This window comes from Deminuibacter soli (assembly GCF_003412455.1).
Lineage (GTDB): Bacteria > Bacteroidota > Bacteroidia > Chitinophagales > Chitinophagaceae > Deminuibacter > Deminuibacter soli.
In genome coordinates, this window is record NZ_QTJU01000002.1 from 599,590 (window position 1) to 618,757 (window position 19,168).

Here is a 19,168-nt window from a genome sequence, read left to right on the forward strand (position 1 = left end):
TCTAGTGCGCTTCCTGCATAGCCTTGGCCGCTGCAGCCTGGTCTGTTGGTGATGTTTTCCTGGTTCTTAAAAATGCCACCAGCGGTATTACCAGTATAAAGAACAGGGCCACCAGCCTGAATGTATCCAGGTAACTGAGGTAGTACGCCTGCTTGTCTATATTGGCGCTGATGATGGCCTGTGCCGTATGCGTGGCAGAAGTAATATCCGCACCTGTTCTCGCCACCAGCCCCTGCGCAATGGCATTGGTTTGATTGGTGAAATTGGCTGCACCCTGTGCTGCATTCGCCACCAGGTCGCTCCGGTGCTGTGCATAGGTGTGTGCGATATAGGTATTGGACATGGCGATGCCAAACGCACCACCCAGCTGCCTGATCATGTTATTGAGGGCGATGCCTGCAGGATAATCTTTTGGCTGCAAACCCGCCACTGCCTGGTTAATCAGCGGCAGCTGCACCATGGATATACCAAAGGCACGCAGCGCAAGCGGGAAAAAGAAATCCCAGCGGCCTACATCCGGACTAACTTTTGCACTTAGCCAGGCATAAGCGCCGAACAGGAAAAAGCCGGCGATCACAAAGGGAATGGCCGATACGCCTTTGGCCATAATACGCCCTACAACCGGGAACATGATTACCCCGATGAGTGTGGGCGGCAGCAGGGAAAGACCTGTTTCATAGGCCGAGAACCCCAGCACGCGCTGCGCCAGTACCGGGTATACAAATACCGAAGTATATAACCCCAGGCCTACCACGAAGGTGAAAATGGTGGTAAATACAAGGTTGCGGTTGCCGAGCACCCGCAGGTTTACCGCAGGGTTTTTCACACGCAGTTCATATGCAATGAAACCGATAAGTCCAACAGCAGCGAGTACCGAACATACTTTAATGGCATCGTTGCTAAACCAGTCATCACTCTGGCCGCGCTCCAGCACGTATTGTAAACAGCCAATGCCTACGGCCAGCAGGCCAATGCCCGTATAGTCGATGTGTATGTTGGCTTTGTTCTTGCCCTCTCCCGGCTTTTTATCGATATAGGTAAAGGTGAGGATGGTGGCTACGATACCAATGGGCAGGTTGATCATGAATATCAGCGGCCAGCTGAAGTTTTCAATGATATAACCGCCAATGGTTGGTCCCAGCGTAGGGCCCAGTACCAGTCCCATACCAAACAAACCAGAGGCAATAGGCCGGTCTTTCACTTCAAACGCATCGAACAAAATGGCCTGTGAGGTGCTTAGCAGGGCACCTCCGCCCACACCTTGTACAAAGCGCCAGATAATTATCTCAATAAGGCTGTTCGATTCGGCACACATGTACGATGCGAGCGTGAATATGATCATCGAAACGATGTAATAATTCTTTCGCCCGAAATATTCTGCCAAAAAGCCGGTTAACGGGATAATGATTACGTTGGCGATAGCGTAGGAGGTAATTACCCAGCTGATATCTTCAATGCTAACGCCCAGGCTGCCTGCCATATCACTCAACGCAACGTTTACGATAGATGTATCCACCAGTTCCATTACCGCTGCCGAAACAGTGGTAAGAACGATGATAAATTTGGTAAATCCTTTTGCAGCCATAAACAGTCAGTTTATTATTTGATAGGAACGCTTACATACACGCTCAAACCTGAACGGAGTATGTTGCGGTACTGCGCCACATCTTTAATGGCAATTTTCACGGGCACACGCTGTGTTACTTTAACGAAGTTGCCGCTGGCGTTGTCGGGTGGTAACAGCGAGAAACGTGCACCGGTTGCTTCACTTAAGCTGGAAATGGTACCGGTTATTTTCTCACCGGGAAATGCGTCGAGTTCCAGTTCTACATCCATGCCTTCATGAAACTTCTTAATCTGTGTTTCCTTGAAATTGGCTACTACCCAGTAGGTAGTGTCGTTTACAATAGAAAACAGCGGAGTGCCTGCCTGTACAAACTGGCCGGCTGTTACATTCCTTTTACCAATTTTACCCGACATGGGTGCATATACTTTGGTATAGGAGATTTTCAGTTTCTGCTGTTCAATGGCTGCTTTCTTGGCATCTACTGCAGCTTCTGTTTTGGCAATCGTTGCTTTCTGAACAGAGATATGGCTTTGGGCAGAGCCGAGATCGGTTTGACTGTTCTTTGCCTGCTGCACTGCCTGCTCGTAAGCAAAGCGGCTGTCATCCAGTTGTTTTTTGGTAATAGCCTGGTCTGCAAAAAGATTCTTGTTGCGGTTGTAATCTTCTTCTGCCTGCTGCACTTTTACATTGTCCAGACTAATGCTGCCCCTGTTTACATCGAGCGATACAACTGTGCTGTTTAAACCGGCTTTGGCATTGGCAATATCTGCTTCAGAAGCCTTAAGGTCGGCTTCCATTTGCAGCAGCTGTGTTTGCAGTTCATCTGCATCGAGCTCTACCACGAGCTGGCCTGTTTTAACGCTGTCGTAATCGTTCACTGCAATGTTTTTCACATAGCCTGAAACCCTTGGCAGCACAGGCGAAATCTGCGTTTCAATCTGGGCGTTATCTGTTGTTTCGTGTGCAAGTGCATACGAGATTTTTTTGAAGCCGTAAATACCCGCTACAATTACAATGATCAGAATGATGATAAGCCGCACTGGCGATTTTTTCTTTTTTTCCGGAGTTGCTTGATTTTCCATAACGCGTAGTATTGAGAGTGTTATTTTGGTTGGTGTACAAGGTGGATGTGCAGCACAGCTTTTAGATGTGTTTTAACCCTGGTTTTAAATTCTTCGTCTTCGTAAGGCACGTAAGTCTCTGTTTCGTCGAGTATTTTTAAACAGAATTTCTTTGATTGCAGCAGGTAGTTGATGGTGCCGATGAGCGTAGCTACCGTAAGCTCTACATCTACCTTGTTAAATTCGCCGCTGGCAATACCGTCGAGCAGTATCTGTTTAATCAGCTGGCTGTTCGGATACAGGATGTTTACAATCATATCCTGCATGGCCTGCCTGTCGCCCAGCATCAGCTCCTGGTGTATTACGCGGTGAAAATGCCTGTTGCGAAACAGGCGTTCTACAAAGCCTTCCACAATGCGGTCAATTTTACCTGCCGCATTCAGCGAAGTATTGCTCATTATTTCGGTCAGCTCAATGCGGGTGTAAGCTGCTTTTTCCTCTACCATGCTTTCAAACAGCTTCTCCTTCGATCCGAAATAATAATTAATCATCGCAATATTTACCCCTGCTGCCGCAGCCAGGTCACGGATGGAAGTGCCCTCGAACCCTTTGACCGCAAAAAGCTCGATCGCTGTATTGATGATGTGTTCTTTTTTGTCAGTACCCATTAGAAAAAGCAGATTGTAACCGCGAAGTTAAACACTTGTTTGAAACTAAACAAACGTTTAATTAAAACACTTGGGATTTTAAGGTGGAGCGGGTAAAAAGCCAGCTGAGCGAACAAAAGGGTAGGACGAACGGGAGGGAAAAATTCATCCCATCACCCGAGGATTTCCCCTATATGTTTCTGGATATTGACAGCGATCTGCTGCATGGGCAGGTCATTGGCATCGGAGCCAAAGGGGTCTTCAATTTCTTCTGCGATGATTTCCAGGCTCGCCATCACATAAAATATAAAGGCGATCACAGGTATGCACAGGTAGCTTAAACTAATGGCATAACCGAAGGGCAGGGTCATGATATAAAAGAAGATGAATTTTTTGATAAATGCGCTGTAAGAATAGGGGATGGGTGTGTTTTTGATGCGCTCGCAGGCACCGCAGATATCCATGAACGATTGCAGCTCGGCATTGAGTACAATCAGCTGGTCGCCCGTGATTTTTTCCTGTTTGTACAGCAGGTTGGTTTTATTGATCATGAGTGAGGCTACCTGTATGGGAATATGTTTGTTTCTGTTGAAGTCGGGTATTTCGGGATGTGGTTTTGTATCCAGTGCAAGGCGTGTGTTTTCGCTCATCAGGTGTGCCCGCAATTCAAAAGCAAAACGTGGAATGAGTACATGGAAGAAATGGCGGGAATCATAATCATCATGCGGTAGAAAGCTGTTGATTTTAATGGCGAGGTTGCGGCTGTTGTTTACCAGGGCGCCCCATAATTTGCGCCCTTCCCACCAGCGGTCGTAGGCCGTGTTGGTGCGGAACACGAGCAGCAGTGAAATCACAAACCCCAGCAGGCTATGCATCTGCGGGATATTGCGTATCGCTGCATTGTTTTTGGTAAAGGGAAAATAATGCAGTTCGAGAAAGCAAATGAAAGCAGCATATGCGGCAATAACCAGGATCAGCGGAAACAGGCGGCGAAGTGTTTCCGCCTTATGAAACCGGAATATGAAAGTTAACCAGTCCTTGGGATTGTAGCTGATCATAGCAGAATTGTTATCGTAAATATAAGGAAGAGCTGTTAGCTGATAGCGGTTAGCTGTTAGCCTTTTTTTAGCTGCGAGCTTTGAGCAGCGAGCTGGCCGATTACTTCATGCAGCAAAATGCAACCTGCAACTCTAAACATTAAACCTTCAAACTTTAAACTCCTTTTGTCCGCTTGTGAACAGGAAACTGTTCGCCTGCGGACAATTTGTTTTTCTTAACAGTTTACAGTTCGATTCATTCTCAGTGAGTTACGGCTGGCACAACCACATGGCACCGGTTTGGCATTATACCTAACATCAAACGCAAACAATAAAAAAACTTATAAAAACTACGTTTATGAAAAAGATTATCCTCGCCGCCATCATCGCTATCAGCCTTACTGCAACTGCATTTGCTGGTACTACTAACGACAAAGTAAGCACTACATTTAAAAAAGCATGGCCTGCCGCCAGCATCACCAGCTGGAAAGTAAACGGCATGATCACTACCATCAGCTTTACTGTTGATAACCTGAACATGCAGGCTTTCTACGACGAAGAAGGCAACTTCATGGGCACCAGCCGCCCGGTACAGCTGACTGAATTACCTGCTGCTGCACAAACCACCATCAAAGACAAATACCAGGATTATACAGCTACTGAAGCCATTGAAATGAACTCTACCACTGCAGGCTTCAACTACTATGTATCACTGGAAAAAGATACGCAGAAACTGATTCTGCAGGTTGCACAGGATGGCAGCGTAAAAACATTTAAGAAGCTGAGGAAATAGCAGAAGAAAGCTGTAAGCTGATAGCTGTTAGCGCTTAGCCTTTTTTAGCTGCGAGCTACGAGCTTTTAAGACAAACAATATTATAACGGAGCGTCTTTGCAATGAGTAATACCTGCGAAGGCGCTCTTTTTTATTGCTCGCGGAAGCTAATCGCTAAAAGCTACCAGCTATTGGCTTCCTCAGAATTTGATCTCCACATCGCCATCAACAGGAAAGCTTTGGCAGGTGAGTATGCGACCTTGTGCTATTTCTTCGTTTACCAGTATTTCGTTGTAAGCCATCCATATTTTACCGCTGGTGCAGGTGGCAATACAACTGCCGCAACGGCCGGCTTCGCAGCTGTAAGGCAATTCAATGCCTTTTGCTTTGGCTGCTGCCAGTATGGAATGCGGGTACTGTACCATTACCTCATGGGTATGATGGTGTAGGTGTATGGTGGCTTTGTGCGCGCCTGTATCTGGCGGTGCCGGTTTTTTGGCGGGGGGTATGCTGCTGAAGTTTTCTTTGCGGATATGCAGTGCAGGCACGCCTTCGGCAAGTAAGGTAATGCCGATGGTTTGCATGTATTCAAATGGTCCGCACATATAAAAAAGGCATTTGGTAATGGGCACGGTAACCAGTTCTTGCAGCAGTTGCAACAGCAGCCAGTTGCTGAGCCTGCTTTTACGCACATGCGCTATATCGCTGAATAGAAATTCAATATGCAATCTGCCTGCAAAGGTTTGTTGCAGCAGCTGCAGTTCGTTATAAAATATCGCATCTGCAGCAGAGCGGTTGCTGAATACCAGTATTACCGGCAATTGCGTGGTATGCAATGCTGTTTTAAGCAAGGCAAATACCGGCACAATGCCACTGCCTGCTGCAAGAAAAAACAATTGTTGTGTTTGCTGTAATGCAGTGCCTTCAGGTAATTGAAACAAACCTGAAATACCTGCTGTGGTAAGTATATCGCCTGTTTTGGAATGATCCAGCAGTTGCCTGGAATATTCGCCGTTTACTACGCGTTTAATGGTAATGCGCATTGGCTCGCCCAGCAAAGGTGCTGAGGAAAAGGAGTAAGAGCGGCGGCGTTCTGTTCCGTTTTTACTGAACACCAATGTGAGAAATTGACCCGCTGTATATTGCGGCTCCCATTTATCCAACGGTTGAAGCTCGAAGGTTTTGCAAACAGGTGTTTCTTCATGAATAGCCGTGATCTGTAAACGCTGGTAAGTCATGGTATAACATTCTGCCACCAAGGTACGGATTAACGTGCAGGCACAATGGCTTTAAGCAGCAAGCTACGAGTTGCAAGCGTTGGTTGATTGCTGTAAAAGAACATGCCGGTGAGGACACCGGCATGGGCAATATATTTTAAATTCATTAAGATCATCTCGACTGTCGATGTCTCGTCTCCCGACGGCTTTCCCACTCACGACTGACGTCTCACGATTGCCGCCCTCAAGGCTTCTTCTCCCAGGCTTGTTTTGTTGCATCAATCACATCCAGCAGGCCGCCGCTTTCCTTGTCTTCGCCCAATTGCCAGAACATAATGCCGTTAAGCCGCTTGTCAATTACGTATTGTGTTTTGAGTTTGATGGAAGCAGGATCGTCAAAGCTGGCAAACTGCCTGCGGGAATAGTTATAACGGAAGGGGGCATTGGCTTCATCATCCCAGCGGTATACAAAACCGGCAGTATCGGCCAGGTCACGGTCGAAGTTTTTATATGGCGTGCCTTTGGTGAACACAGCAGGGCGGTTGATGGTATAGTTCAGTGTATCGTTGGTGGTAAAAATGCGTGCATAAAAGGCGGCCCCGATCGCTATTTTGCCACGTGGTACGCCAATGGAATCGAGCCATCGTACGGCATGATCTACCGATTCAGGATAATTGCCGTTAGGGTACAGCGGACTGTGATGCCCGCTGATGGTGCTGAAACCGCTTACCAGGTCGTAGCTCATCAGGTTAATGCGGTTTACATAGGGAGTTAGTTTTTTCCAGTCCACCGCATCACGCAGGTATTCAGTGAAGCCGCCTGCCGCAAAACTGATCTCATATTTTTTGCCGAGTGTTTTACGCAGCTCTTTCACCAGCAGGGTAAAATTGTCTTTGTCGGCCGGGGAGTAGGGGTGCCCGGGAAATCCCTTGATGGTGGGATATTCCCAGTCCAGGTCAATACCGTCTGCATTAAAATCAACCAGGGTTTGTTTTACAGACCGGGCGAATGCCTTGCGGCCGGTATCGCTCGAAAATACGGGGGAGCAGGTAGCGCAGCCGCCCCAGCCACCGATGGAAATCATCACTTTCATAGCCGGGTTGCGTTGTTTCAGGGCTACCATATTGTGCAGCAGAATGGTATCGCCTTTTTTAAACAGGTGCAGGTCATTGCCCTGCAGGTGCGCAAAACTAAACAGCAGGTGGGTGAGTTTTTCAACGGGGTAGTTGTTGATTTTCACGGAATCGCCGGCATAGTAGGCGATCACGGCCGGACTGTATTTCTTCTTCTGCGCCATCACCGGGAGGGCCATCAGCAGTAAACACACAGGTAGCAACGGGCGTAACAGCAAACGCAGATATCTCATAAACGGGAAGTTTGAACCAGTAATTATAATACTTGTGTCGCCATCTGTGTTTTTGTAACGATGCCAGGGCGTGAATCGTGAGGCGTGAGTGATCTGAGGCAATTCGAGAATCGAGAATCGACAGTCGAGACTACCTTAGCGGGTCTGATCGTGTGCTGTGATCAAGGTCATTTAGTTAAGTCACTGTTACACCGCTGCTTTTTCTCTTAGGAAAAAATTGAATATTGAAACAATTGAACTATTTGAACCCCTCCGGTCCAACTTTACACTTCAAACGTTAAACCTTCAACCAGCGTACAACACTATTGAGCTAAACTAAACAACATTGAGTTTCAGTGGTGAGTGAGTTGAGCAGGGCAATTCCCGAGAATCGAGAATCGACAGTCGAGACTATCTTAGCGGGTCTGATCGTGTGCTGTGATCAATGTCATTTAGTTAAATCACTGTTACACCGCTGCTTTTTCTCTGTAAAGTGCCTTAGGAAAAAATTGAACATTGAAACAATTGAACTATTTGAACCCCTCCGGTCCAACTTTAAACTTCAAACGTTAAACCTTAAACCAGCGTACAACACTATTGAGCTAAACTAAACAACATTGAGTTGTCAGTTGTGAGTGAGTTGAGCGGGGGCAATTCGAGAATCGAGAATCGACAGTCGAGACTACCTTAGCGGGTCTGATCGTGTGCTGTGATCAATGTCATTTAGTTAAATCACTGTTACACCGCTGCTTTTTCTCTTAGGAAAAAATTGAACATTGAAACAATTGAACTATTTGAACCCCTCCGGTCCAACTTTACACTTCAAACGTTAAACCTTCAACCAGCGTACAACACTATTGAGCTAAACTAAACAACATTGAGTTGTCAGTCGTGAGTGATCTGAGCGGGGGCAATTTCGAGAATCGACAGTCGAGACTACCTTAGCGGGTCTGATCGTGTGCTGTGATCAATGTCATTTAGTTAAGTCACTGTTACACCGCTGCTTTTTCTCTGTAAAGTGTCTTAGGAAAAAATTGAACATTGAAACAATTGAACTATTTGAACCCCTCCGATCCAACTTTAAACTTCAAACGTTAAACTTTAAACCAACGTACAACACTATTGAGCTAAACTAAACGACATTGAGTTATCAGTTGTGAGTGAGTTGAGCGGGGGCAATTCGAGAATCGAGAATCGACAGTCGAGACTATCTTAGCGGGTCTGATCGTGTGCTGTGATCAAGGTCATTTAGTTAAATCACTGTTACACCGCTGCTTTTTCTCTTAGGAAAAAATTGAACATTGAAACAATTGAACTATTTGAACCCCTCCGATCCAACTTTACACTTCAAACGTTAAACCTTAAACCAGCGTACAACGCTATTGAGCTAAACTAAACAACATTGAATTGTCAGTCGTGAGTGATCTGAGCGGAGGCAATTCGAGAATCGAGAATCGACAGTCGAGACTACCTTAAGCGGGTCTGATCGTGTGCTGTGATCAATGTCATTTAGTTAAATCACTGTTACACCGCTGCTTTTTCTCTGTAAAGTGCCTTAGGAAAAAATTGAACATTGAAACAATTGAACTATTTGAACCCCTCCGGTCCAACTTTACACTTCAAACGTTAAACCTTAAACCAGCGTACAACACTATTGAGCTAAACTAAACGACATTGAGTTGTCAGTGTTGAGTGAGTTGAGCGGGGGCAATTTCGAGAATCGACAGCCGAGATGACCGAAGCGAGTAATATAACTGCCGCCGGGGGCAACTTACACCCAACAGGCTGGCAGCCCGTAGCCTGAAGCTTGCTGCTAAAAAAAGACCTGCCCCCATTACAGAGGCAGGCCATATTTGAACATATCTACGTTGGCGGATTAGGCGGTAGCTACCTGTTTGCGGATGATGTTCAAGGCACCACCGGCTTTGAACCATTCAATCTGCTGTGTATTGTAGCTATGGTTAACCTGGAAAGTATCGGTAGAGCCATCTTTATGGTGCAGTACCATTTGCAGCGGCTGACCGGGTGCAAAGGTGGTTAAACCATCGATGTCAATTACATCATCTTCCTGGATTTTATCGTAGTCTGCTTTATCGGCAAAAGTCAGTGCCAGCATACCCTGTTTTTTCAGGTTGGTTTCGTGGATACGGGCAAATGATTTCACCAGTACCGCGCGAACGCCGAGGTGACGGGGCTCCATGGCTGCATGCTCACGTGAGCTGCCTTCACCATAGTTTTCATCACCAATTACCACTGAACCCAAACCAGCTGCTTTGTAGGCACGCTGTGTGGCAGGTACAGGACCGTATTCACCGGTCAGCACGTTTTTCACGTTGTCGGTTTTCTCGTTGTAATAGTTTACAGCGCCGATCAGCATGTTGTTAGAGATATTGTCGAGGTGACCGCGGAATTTCAGCCAGGGACCAGCCATAGAGATATGGTCGGTGGTACATTTACCTTTGGCTTTAATCAGCAGTTTCAGTCCTTTCAGGTCAACACCTTCCCAGGCTGCAAACGGATCGAGCAGCTGCAGGCGGTTGCTGGTAGGCGATACTTCTACTTTTACCTGGCTACCGTCTGCGGCTGGTGCCTGGTAACCTGGATCGTCTACTGCAAAACCTTTTGCAGGCAGTTCATCGCCGCTTGGCGGGTCGAGTTTTACTTTTTCACCTTTTTCATTCACCAAAAAGTCGGTTTCAGGGTTAAAGGTGAGGTCGCCTGCAATGGCCAGGGCTGTTACCAGCTCAGGAGAACCTACAAAGGCGAATGTATTGGGGTTACCATCCGCACGTTTCGCGAAGTTGCGGTTAAAGCTGTGTACGATGGTGTTTTTTTCTTGTTTTTCAGCACCTACGCGCTCCCACATACCAATACAGGGGCCGCAGGCGTTGGCGAATACCTTGGCGCCGATGGTGTCGAATACATTGAGGAAGCCGTCGCGCTCAATGGTATAACGTACCTGCTCAGAACCAGGGGTAATGGTAAATTCAGCCTTGGTTTTCAAGCCTTTGGCTGCTACCTGTTTGGCCAGGCTCACGGCACGGCTGATGTCTTCGTAAGAAGAGTTGGTACAGCTGCCGATCAAACCTACTTCTACTTTGGTAGGCCAGCCGTTGGCTGCAGCGGTTTCTTTCATTTTAGAGAGTGGCGTAGCCAGGTCTGGTGTGAAAGGTCCGTTCAGGTGTGGTTCCAGTTCGCTCAGGTTGATTTCAATTACCTGGTCGAAATATTTTTCGGGGTTGGCATATACTTCTGCATCGGCAGTAAGGTGTTCTTTCACACCGTTGGCCAGTTCAGCAACATCGGCGCGGCCGGTTGCTTTCAGGTAACGGGCCATGCTGTCGTCGTAACCAAAAGTAGACGTAGTGGCACCAATTTCAGCACCCATGTTACAGATGGTGCCTTTACCGGTACAACTCATGTTAATGGCGCCTTCGCCAAAGTATTCAACAATAGCGCCTGTACCACCTTTTACGGTAAGGATACCGGCAACTTTCAGGATAACATCTTTCGGGGCTGTCCAGCCGCTGAGTTTACCGGTGAGTTTCACACCGATCAGTTTAGGCCATTTCAGTTCCCAGGGCAAACCAGCCATTACGTCGCAGGCGTCTGCACCACCTACACCAATGGCAATCATACCCAAACCACCGGCGTTTACGGTGTGCGAATCGGTACCAATCATCATACCGCCGGGGAAGGCGTAGTTTTCGAGTACCACCTGGTGAATAATACCGGCGCCTGGTTTCCAGAAGCCGATACCATATTTATTGGAAACAGATGCGAGAAAATCATATACTTCCTTGCTTTCGCTGTTGGCGATGGCAAGATCCTGGTCAGCGCCTGTTTTGGCGGTAATCAGGTGATCGCAGTGTACGGTAGAAGGAACGGCTACCTTGGGGCGGCCTGCCTGCATAAACTGCAGCAGCGCCATTTGTGCGGTAGCATCCTGCATGGCTACGCGGTCTGGTGCAAAATCAACATAGCTCTTGCCCCGGTCAAAATTCTGTAGCTGCTGGTCGCCGTGCAGGTGGGCAAATAAAATTTTCTCTGCTAACGTTAAAGGTCTTCCCAGTGCTTTGCGGGCTGCTTCTACCTTGCCGGGCAGCGCTGCATACACACGCTTGATCATTTCAATATCAAATGCCATGACTGTTCATTTAATGAAGGTGAGCTAAAAAGTGGTGCGAATTTACATGAAATTCGTGTCTAAACCACCTAAAAACTGCCGGCACGTCGCTCATAGGAGCCATAAAACAGCCTGAAACACAGTCCCTGTTTGTTTGTGCGGGAACAGGCAAATTTTTATCACAACGTGATAATCATATACCGGTACCATCGATGTTGCAACAGCACTGTTATGGGGAAGCGGTTATTGATCTTTTAAGATATAATCATTCCGGATTATAACTTACATTAATAAAAATTAACATGCTAATAAAACGCTGATCGGTGTTTTTGAACGACTTTCGGATTGTTTTTTGTTACAATTATATCCAAAGAGTTTTTTAAATTGCAATTATGAACAAGTTGAGACATTTCATCGAATGGCAGGCATTTGGTGTGTGCTCAGCCATCGGAGCCAAACTGGGGATAGCCACGTCACGGATACGTATGTGGTTCATCTACATATCCTTCCTCACTATGGGTTCACCCATTGTTGTGTATATGGTAATGGCTTTCTGGCTAAACATGAAAAACTATATATTGTCGGCCAAACGAAACCCGCTGAAATACCTGTAACCTTTGAAGTTAGACGAAGTTTTTAAAATTGAATACAGTCATACAGACTACGACGACCTGCTGGAGTACTATGCCCGTGTTTTTCAAACTCGCTACCGCAACGGGGTATTGGAAATGCCGCCGGCTTATGGCCAGGGCGTTATGCGTTTGCTGTTACTGCCCAACGGGCTGCAATGTTTAATCAGTGACTATTCCGTTAAGCAGGATATGGTGTTTCAGCGCCGCAAATCCAGCAAAAATTATTACATCCTTCGTTTTGATGAACTGAGTACCGATAGCGGTCAGGCTTCTTCACTTGCTTCCAAATCGGCTGTGTGTTTAACCACCACCAATTTCGACTGGCTGTTTTTTGAAACCTGCGGCGCCTGTATCCGCAGCCTCAACATTTCTTTCAGTGAAGAATGGCTGATGCATTTTTTGCAGCGCGAACCCAATGCCGACAACATTCTCAAATACCTTGCACAAAAAATAAGCGCCTTCAGTTATGAGCCGATGGACACTGAATACAAACAATTATTGGGTGAAGTGCTGCACCCTTCCTGCGATGAACCTTTTACCTTACTGCACCAGTACAACCGCGTAATGCTGCTGCTGGAACTGTATTTTGAAAGGCTCGCGAAAAAAAGTACAGCCGAAATAAGCAACCAGGCTTCCCGTGTGGCACCCGAAGATGCAGAACGTTTGAAAGAAGTGGAGCAATTGTTGCTGAAAGATTTCTCTATGCCGCCCGGTATTGCCAAACTGGCCAGGGTAGCGGCCATGAGCGAATCGAAACTCAAAAGCTGTTTTAAAGAACAGTACGGTGTTTCTATTTACCAGTACTTCCAGAAACACCGCATGCAAAAGGCCAAAGCCATGATCGTTTCGAGGAAATATAAACTGAGCCAGATAAGCATGGAGCTGGGATACGAGAACACAAGCAGCTTTAAAAAAGCATTTATGAAAGTGTTTGACCAGCTGCCCGGCGAAGTAGTTAGTGAAACCGTAAGCGAAAACGAAAACCATTCATAATTTAACCTTAACCGCAGCTGTGGAAATAGCATTCAACAAAGGCAGTTACATCGACCTGCAGAATCTCCTGGATAACCTGAAGGACGATGTTATCTTCGACCGTATACAGCTGCAGCCCGAACAGGGGAAAGGTTTTATCTGCGCCCTTAACATGGGCGACGGCATGTGCGCACTGCTTGCCGATGTTACCTGCAAACAGGACATCCTGTTTAAACAACTCACCGGCGGCGGGCAATTCTATATTTTCCAGTTCAACGAATCTATGGGCGGCCGCATTCACTTCGATAACGAACCCATTCAGCACGAGCAGGTGTACAACATGCAGCAGAATGTAGTACTGCTCACCAACAGCCAGATGCCTGCGAGTTACATTATTCAGTCGGGCATTCACATACGCACCATCAAAATTATCCTCGAGAAAAAACACCTGCTGCAATACCTCGACAGCGAAACGGTAGAAGCCTTTCTCAGTACCTATTTCTCGCAATGGGTTAAAACAGGCAATGTAGAACCCATTGATGTGGAATACCGCAAACTGATTGACAGCATTCTCAAATACAAATACGATCACCCGCTTACGTACACGTTTGCCATCAACCGCTGTATGCTGTTGCTGGAGCGTTTTATTACCCGTTTTATGAAAAGGGCAAGGATCAAAAAACCTTCCCTCCGCATTAAAGATGATGATATCACACGCCTTATGCGGGTAGAAGCCCTGCTCATTAAATCCTATATCGATCCGCCGCCCACTATCAATGTGTTGGCGAAGGAAGCAGCGATGAGCCCTACCAAACTCAAAAAAGATTTCAAAGAATTATACGGTGTGCCCATTTACGAATACTTCCAGATGAACCGCATGAACTATGCCCGCACCCTAATGCAGGAAGGCCGTTACGCTATTAAAGAAGTAGGCAAGATGGTAGGGTATACCAACCTCAGCCATTTCGCCGGCAGCTTTAAAAAAGAATTCGGCGTGCTGCCCAGCGAGTTTAATGCACGCGATGAAGCGCTGCAGGTGGTGAGGTATTGAGGAGATGGTTTAAAGGTTTAATGTTTGATGGTTAAGGTTCAAGAGGTTTAAGACGTTCAAATGTTCAATTGATCAGAGCGGATAAAATACAAAAGCGTCCCGGGAAGCCGGGACGTTTTTGTATTTTATATTTTCTAGTGCCATTGCCGGTGTCCTCACCGGCAACATTCGCTCATCCATAGTCTCGCTGCAATCATCTCTACTGTCGATTCTCGATTCCCGAAATCTAAATCACTCACGACTGATGATTCAATGTCGTTTAGTTAAGCGTGAGTGATATTTTTACCGCAAAGAACGCAAAGGGAAAACCCGCAAAGTTCACAAAGAAGCTGTTAACTAAACGACATTGACTGACGATTCAGGAAGTGAACTCGCCAAGATAGTCTCGACTGTCGATTCTCGATTCTCGAAATTGGCACTCGCTAAGATCACTCACGACTGAAAAACAGCTGCAAGCTTCAAGCTATCAGCTGCAAGCTTGTTCAGTATTTATCACCTCCGGCGAAAGTTATGATACTCGCTAAGATAGTGTCGACGTGTCGATTCTCGAAAATGGTACTCGCTCAGATCATCTCGACTGTCGATGTCTCGATTCTCGAAAATGGTACCCGCTACGATCACTCACGATTGACGTCTCACGATTATATCACCGCTTTGCGCAGTTTCACCAGCTGCTCCAGCAGGCCTTCCAGCAGGTCGAGGCGCAGCATATTGGCACCGTCGCTTTTGGCTACTGCGGGGTTGGGATGTGTTTCAATAAACAGCCCGTCTGCACCGGCTGCAATAGCTGCTTTGGCAATGGTGCCAATGAGCTGCGGGTTGCCGCCTGTTACACCGCTGGTTTGGTTGGGCTGCTGTAACGAGTGGGTGCAATCCATTACCACAGGTACGCCATGCGCCTGCATCCAGGGAATATTGCGGTAGTCAACCACCAGGTCCTGGTAGCCGAATGTAGTGCCGCGTTCAGTGAGTATGATTTTATCGTTGCCTGCTTTTTTAATCTTGTCTACTGCAAACTGCATGGAAGGGCCATTGAGGAACTGCCCTTTTTTAACGTTCACAATTTTGCCTGTTTCTGCTGCAGCTACCAGCAAATCTGTCTGGCGGCAGAGAAAGGCGGGAATCTGCAGAATGTCTGCAAACGCAGCAGCAGGAGCTGCTTCATCGTGTGCATGTATATCGGATGTAACCGGCAGGTGGTATTTATCGCCTGTTTTGCGCAGCAGGTGCAGGGCTTTGTCGTCGCCTATACCGGTGAATGAGCCGGCGCTGGTGCGGTTGGCCTTGCGGTAGCTGGATTTGAATACATACGGTATTTCAAGGCGTTTGCAGATTGCTGATACCTTACCGGCCACTTCATCCAGCAGTTCTTCACTTTCAATAACACAGGGCCCGGCGATCAGGAAAAAATTGTCTGGGTTGTACGACTGGTTCCTGAAAAGATCTGCTAAAAAAGATGGTATCATAACAATTGTTTATAATTGAACTGCGAACTTACTGCAAACTTTGTTTTCTTTGCACCGATTCTCCAAACCCCGGGACAATAATTGAACGCGTTTATTCACTACAAAAAACAACATTAACAAATGTCAACTGTTCGGGAAAAAGTACTGGTTATCGGTGCCAGCGGGCAAATTGGTGTAGAGCTCACACTGGCTTTAAGAAAAATTTATGGCAATAACAATGTGGTCGCCACCGATCTGCGTGAAGAAAACGAATTATTGAAGGGTACCGGCCCGTATGTAAGCCTGGATGTAATGAACAAGGAAATGCTGCACGTACTGGTGCTGCGCCAGAACATTACACAGATATACCTGCTGGCAGCCATTCTTTCGGCTACCGGCGAAAAAAATCCCAACCTGGCCTGGAACCTCAATATGCAGGGCCTGCTGAACGTGCTGGATATTGCACGTGAAGAAAAACTGCACAAAGTGTACTGGCCCAGCAGCATCGCTGTATTTGGCCCCACTTCACCCAAACAGGATTGTCCGCAGCAAACCATTATTGAGCCTACCACGGTGTACGGCATCAGCAAATATGCCGGTGAATTCTGGTGTCACTATTTCAACAACCGCTATGGTGTTGATGTGCGCAGCATCCGCTACCCCGGCCTGATCAGCTATAAATCAGCACCAGGCGGCGGTACCACCGACTACGCAGTAGAAATTTACCATGATGCGCTGAGCGATAAGCATTACGACTGCTTCCTGCGGGAAGACACGTACCTGCCCATGATGTACATGCCCGACGCGATCCGTGCCACCATTGAACTGATGGAAGCGCCGGCCGAGAAAATCAAGGTGCGTACTTCGTATAATGTATCGGGTATGAGTTTTTCACCCAAAGAAATCAGCGCTGCCATACAGCAACATATCCCTGATTTTACCATCCGCTACGAGCCGGATTACCGCCAGGCCATTGCAGACAGCTGGCCGCAGAGCATCGACGATTCCACCGCCCGCAGCGATTGGGGCTGGAAACCGGAATATGATCTCAATGCCATGACCAAAGACATGCTCGACAACCTGAAAAACGAAATAGGAGAGCACCAGTAGCATGAGCGTGAATCGTCAGTTGTGAGTGGTGAGTGGTGAGTGGTGAGTTGTGAGTGGTGAGTGGTGAGTGGTGAGTGGTGAGTGTCATTCGAGAATCGAGAATCGACAGTCGAGACGATCGCAGCGAGACCATAGATGGAAGCGAACGTTGCCGGTGAGGACACCGGCAACGGCAGTATAAAAGAAAGCCCCCGCTCCCGGCTTAGCCGGAAGCGGGGGCTTTTTTATTCACTATTGACTATTCACTATTGACTATTCACCAATGATCCCCTTCGCCTACTCACCACTCACCACTCACCACTCACAAAAAACGCCCCCGGCTAAACCGGGGGCGTTTTTTTATCTCGCTGCAATGTCTGCTACTGTCCGCTGTTCCAGTATCGACAGGGAGGCATCGCGCACATCGCACATAATGTGGTTGAGGCCGCAGTACTTTTCATCGCAGTTTTTACATTTCTGGTAAAAATTGAGGCTCACACAAGGCAGCAGGGCAATGGGGCCTTCCAGTAAACGCATCACTTTAGCCAGGTACACTTTGGAAGGATCTTCTGCAAAAAAATAGCCGCCGCCTTTTCCCTTTTTACTCTCCAGGATACCGCCTTTCTTTAATTCAAGCAAAATATTTTCCAGGAATTTGAGAGGTATCTTCTTCTTCTTTGCGATCTCGGCAATCAATACCGGGCCGTCGTCTTTGTGCTGGGCCAGGTACATCAGGGCTTTGAAAGCATACTGCGTCTTTTTTGAAAGCATGGTTGAACTAAAATATTTTTCGCACTAAAATTAGTAAAAGATGTTGGTACATAGGGTAAAGCAGTAAACACATTAACATATACAGCATCCATTGATTACCAGTGGATTGTTTTGGTGTTAATGTTTTTTGCTGTAGGTTTGAATAATTATAAAATGTAATTTATGAAAAAGCTTCTTGCAAAGGCTGCGTTTTGTATGGTTTTGCTGGCCGGTTTTCAGTCGGCACATGCACAGCGTTTGTTCACCATTTTTGTTAATCCTATGTACAATGCACCGTCTGGCGATAAATTCTCGGGTGCCTACAACGCTGGTTTTGGTATTGAAGGCGGCGCCGGCATTGGCTGGGGGCGTACATTTTTAACCGGTACACTGGGTTATAACTGGTTTAATGCAACCGGCAAGTATAAAAACTTCGGTTTGCCAGGCACTAAACCGGGCAACCTTACCGCAACGCCGATAAAAGTGGGTATCCGCCAGTATTTGTTTGGCCGTATGCTGTACGCCAAGGTCGACGGCGGTGTTGCTTTCACCAATAACAAACACGACAAGGGTTCCAAATTTATTGCAGACGCGGGTGTGGGTGTTAAACTGGCCGGTTTTAACCTCGGCATAGATGTAAACACACTCAACTTTGGCCTGGGCGAACCTTATACCAGCGGTAAATGGGTTAACTGGGTATCTTTTAAAGCGGGCTGGAGTTTTGGGTTATAATCCCAAAACTTCCTTCATGCTGTAAATGCCTTTTTTCCCTTTCATAAATTCTGCAGCCAGTACAGCGCCGCCTGCAAAACCTTTGCGGTTATGGGCTGTGTGAATAATCTCGATATCGTCGATGGCTGAATGATATTTTATTTTGTGTGTGCCCGGTGCAGGGTCAATGCGTTCGCTGATAATTTCCAGTTCTGCCGCATTATCGCTGATATGGTTTACCCATTGCTTTTTGCCGGTGATATGCTGCAGCACCTGTTCAGCCAGTGTAATGGCCGTGCCGCTGGGCGCATCTTTTTTCTGGGTATGATGAATTTCTTCCAGCGACACATCGTAGGTGTCCTGGTGATGTTCCATCAGTTTGGCCAGGTAGCTGTTGAGTTCAAAAAACAGGTTTACGCCAATACTGAAATTGCTGGCATACAATAAAGCACCGTTTTTCTCTTTGCAATAAGCCTGTACCTGGTCCCATTCTGCCAGCCAGCCGGTAGAGCCGCAAATAACGGGCACGCCGGCATCAATACATTTCTTTACATTTTCCACTGCGCTGTGCGGGTTGGTAAACTCAATGGCTGCATCAGCCTGCTGCAGGTTTTCGGTAGTGAGGTCTTCTACGTTTTCGGTAGAAATGGCCAGTACAATTTCATGTCCTTTCTGCAGGGCAATTTCTTCAATGGCTTTTCCCATTTTACCGTAACCAATTAATGCCAGTTTCATATATCAACGTT

At 47.0% G+C, this 19,168-nt stretch carries 16 protein-coding genes; 6 read left to right on the top strand and 10 right to left on the bottom strand.

The window, feature by feature from the left end; all coding sequences use genetic code 11:
• Window position 1: 1 nt before the first annotated feature.
• The 4 genes from DXN05_RS09000 to DXN05_RS09015 all read right to left on the bottom strand — a co-directional run bounded on the left by DXN05_RS09000 (window position 2) and on the right by DXN05_RS09015 (window position 4,333).
• A complete protein-coding gene (locus tag DXN05_RS09000; RefSeq protein ID WP_116846882.1) occupies window positions 2–1,585 on the bottom strand; it encodes a DHA2 family efflux MFS transporter permease subunit in 1,584 nt (527 codons plus the stop codon).
• Between the two features lie 14 nt (window positions 1,586–1,599).
• Window positions 1,600–2,649, bottom strand: a complete 1,050-nt coding sequence (locus DXN05_RS09005) for an HlyD family secretion protein (protein WP_116846883.1) — start codon at window positions 2,647–2,649, stop codon at window positions 1,600–1,602.
• A 20-nt stretch (window positions 2,650–2,669) separates the two neighbouring features.
• Window positions 2,670–3,296 carry a TetR family transcriptional regulator gene (locus DXN05_RS09010; RefSeq protein ID WP_116846884.1) on the bottom strand — a complete coding sequence of 209 codons (627 nt, stop codon included), beginning with the start codon at window positions 3,294–3,296 and terminating at the stop codon, window positions 2,670–2,672.
• Window positions 3,297–3,448: 152 nt separating this feature from the next.
• Window positions 3,449–4,333, bottom strand: a complete 885-nt coding sequence (locus DXN05_RS09015) for a bestrophin family protein (protein ID WP_116846885.1) — start codon at window positions 4,331–4,333, stop codon at window positions 3,449–3,451.
• Window positions 4,334–4,670: 337 nt separating this feature from the next.
• On the opposite strand from DXN05_RS09015, the gene DXN05_RS09020 reads away from it, so the two are divergent.
• The gene (locus DXN05_RS09020; protein ID WP_116846886.1) at window positions 4,671–5,105 is read left to right on the top strand and encodes a hypothetical protein; all 435 of its coding nucleotides are present in this window, start codon (window positions 4,671–4,673) and stop codon (window positions 5,103–5,105) included.
• A 179-nt stretch (window positions 5,106–5,284) separates the two neighbouring features.
• On the opposite strand, the gene DXN05_RS09025 is transcribed toward DXN05_RS09020, so the two are convergent.
• The 3 genes from DXN05_RS09025 to DXN05_RS09035 all read right to left on the bottom strand — a co-directional run bounded on the left by DXN05_RS09025 (window position 5,285) and on the right by DXN05_RS09035 (window position 11,793).
• Window positions 5,285–6,340 carry a flavin reductase family protein gene (locus DXN05_RS09025; protein WP_245975174.1) on the bottom strand — a complete coding sequence of 352 codons (1,056 nt, stop codon included), beginning with the start codon at window positions 6,338–6,340 and terminating at the stop codon, window positions 5,285–5,287.
• 205 nt (window positions 6,341–6,545) lie between these two features.
• Entirely contained in the window at window positions 6,546–7,667 is a 1,122-nt protein-coding gene (locus DXN05_RS09030; protein WP_116846887.1) for a glycoside hydrolase family 18 protein, read from the bottom strand.
• A gap of 1,855 nt (window positions 7,668–9,522) precedes the next feature.
• Complete coding sequence (locus DXN05_RS09035) at window positions 9,523–11,793, bottom strand: aconitate hydratase (protein ID WP_116846888.1); 2,271 nt, start codon at window positions 11,791–11,793, stop codon at window positions 9,523–9,525.
• A 371-nt stretch (window positions 11,794–12,164) separates the two neighbouring features.
• Here DXN05_RS09035 and DXN05_RS09040 point away from each other — a divergent pair, with 371 nt between their 5' ends.
• The 3 genes from DXN05_RS09040 to DXN05_RS09050 are packed head-to-tail and all read left to right on the top strand — an operon-like array spanning window position 12,165 to window position 14,427.
• On the top strand, window positions 12,165–12,386 hold the full coding sequence (locus DXN05_RS09040; RefSeq protein ID WP_116846889.1) for a PspC domain-containing protein: 222 nt from the start codon (window positions 12,165–12,167) through the stop codon (window positions 12,384–12,386).
• Between the two features lie 3 nt (window positions 12,387–12,389).
• Entirely contained in the window at window positions 12,390–13,397 is a 1,008-nt protein-coding gene (locus tag DXN05_RS09045) for a helix-turn-helix domain-containing protein (protein ID WP_116846890.1), read from the top strand.
• A 19-nt stretch (window positions 13,398–13,416) separates the two neighbouring features.
• The gene (locus DXN05_RS09050) at window positions 13,417–14,427 is read left to right on the top strand and encodes a helix-turn-helix transcriptional regulator (protein ID WP_116846891.1); all 1,011 of its coding nucleotides are present in this window, start codon (window positions 13,417–13,419) and stop codon (window positions 14,425–14,427) included.
• 641 nt (window positions 14,428–15,068) lie between these two features.
• Here the strand turns inward: DXN05_RS09050 and kdsA are convergent.
• A complete protein-coding gene (gene kdsA, locus DXN05_RS09055; protein WP_116846892.1) occupies window positions 15,069–15,893 on the bottom strand; it encodes a 3-deoxy-8-phosphooctulonate synthase in 825 nt (274 codons plus the stop codon).
• Between the two features lie 120 nt (window positions 15,894–16,013).
• Here kdsA and DXN05_RS09060 point away from each other — a divergent pair, with 120 nt between their 5' ends.
• On the top strand, window positions 16,014–16,982 hold the full coding sequence (locus DXN05_RS09060; RefSeq protein ID WP_116846893.1) for an NAD-dependent epimerase/dehydratase family protein: 969 nt from the start codon (window positions 16,014–16,016) through the stop codon (window positions 16,980–16,982).
• Window positions 16,983–17,321: 339 nt separating this feature from the next.
• Here DXN05_RS09060 and DXN05_RS09065 read toward each other — a convergent pair whose 3' ends face one another.
• Window positions 17,322–17,732: an RrF2 family transcriptional regulator gene (locus DXN05_RS09065; RefSeq protein WP_116846894.1), complete on the bottom strand. Its 411-nt coding sequence runs from the start codon at window positions 17,730–17,732 to the stop codon at window positions 17,322–17,324.
• A 162-nt stretch (window positions 17,733–17,894) separates the two neighbouring features.
• On the opposite strand from DXN05_RS09065, the gene DXN05_RS09070 reads away from it, so the two are divergent.
• Window positions 17,895–18,443, top strand: a complete 549-nt coding sequence (locus DXN05_RS09070) for a hypothetical protein (RefSeq protein WP_147313870.1) — start codon at window positions 17,895–17,897, stop codon at window positions 18,441–18,443.
• Here the strand turns inward: DXN05_RS09070 and dapB are convergent.
• Window positions 18,438–19,157: a 4-hydroxy-tetrahydrodipicolinate reductase gene (dapB, locus tag DXN05_RS09075; protein ID WP_116846896.1), complete on the bottom strand. Its 720-nt coding sequence runs from the start codon at window positions 19,155–19,157 to the stop codon at window positions 18,438–18,440. The two genes, DXN05_RS09070 and dapB, sit on opposite strands and share 6 nt — an antisense overlap.
• Window positions 19,158–19,168: the final 11 nt, after the last annotated feature.

Bases quoted from the DNA above. Each gene is read 5' to 3' on its own strand.
- DXN05_RS09015 (WP_116846885.1), bottom strand. From the start codon at position 4,333: ATGATCAGCTACAATCCCAAGGACTGGTTAACTTTCATATTCCGGTTT.
- DXN05_RS09035 (WP_116846888.1), bottom strand. From the start codon at position 11,793: ATGGCATTTGATATTGAAATGATCAAGCGTGTGTATGCAGCGCTGCCC.
- kdsA (WP_116846892.1), bottom strand. From the start codon at position 15,893: ATGATACCATCTTTTTTAGCAGATCTTTTCAGGAACCAGTCGTACAAC.
- DXN05_RS09010 (WP_116846884.1), bottom strand. From the start codon at position 3,296: ATGGGTACTGACAAAAAAGAACACATCATCAATACAGCGATCGAGCTT.
- DXN05_RS09060 (WP_116846893.1), top strand. From the start codon at position 16,014: ATGTCAACTGTTCGGGAAAAAGTACTGGTTATCGGTGCCAGCGGGCAA.
- DXN05_RS09005 (WP_116846883.1), bottom strand. From the start codon at position 2,649: ATGGAAAATCAAGCAACTCCGGAAAAAAAGAAAAAATCGCCAGTGCGG.
- DXN05_RS09065 (WP_116846894.1), bottom strand. From the start codon at position 17,732: ATGCTTTCAAAAAAGACGCAGTATGCTTTCAAAGCCCTGATGTACCTG.
- DXN05_RS09070 (WP_147313870.1), top strand. From the start codon at position 17,895: ATGAAAAAGCTTCTTGCAAAGGCTGCGTTTTGTATGGTTTTGCTGGCC.
- DXN05_RS09020 (WP_116846886.1), top strand. From the start codon at position 4,671: ATGAAAAAGATTATCCTCGCCGCCATCATCGCTATCAGCCTTACTGCA.
- dapB (WP_116846896.1), bottom strand. From the start codon at position 19,157: ATGAAACTGGCATTAATTGGTTACGGTAAAATGGGAAAAGCCATTGAA.
- DXN05_RS09000 (WP_116846882.1), bottom strand. From the start codon at position 1,585: ATGGCTGCAAAAGGATTTACCAAATTTATCATCGTTCTTACCACTGTT.
- DXN05_RS09030 (WP_116846887.1), bottom strand. From the start codon at position 7,667: ATGAGATATCTGCGTTTGCTGTTACGCCCGTTGCTACCTGTGTGTTTA.
- DXN05_RS09040 (WP_116846889.1), top strand. From the start codon at position 12,165: ATGAACAAGTTGAGACATTTCATCGAATGGCAGGCATTTGGTGTGTGC.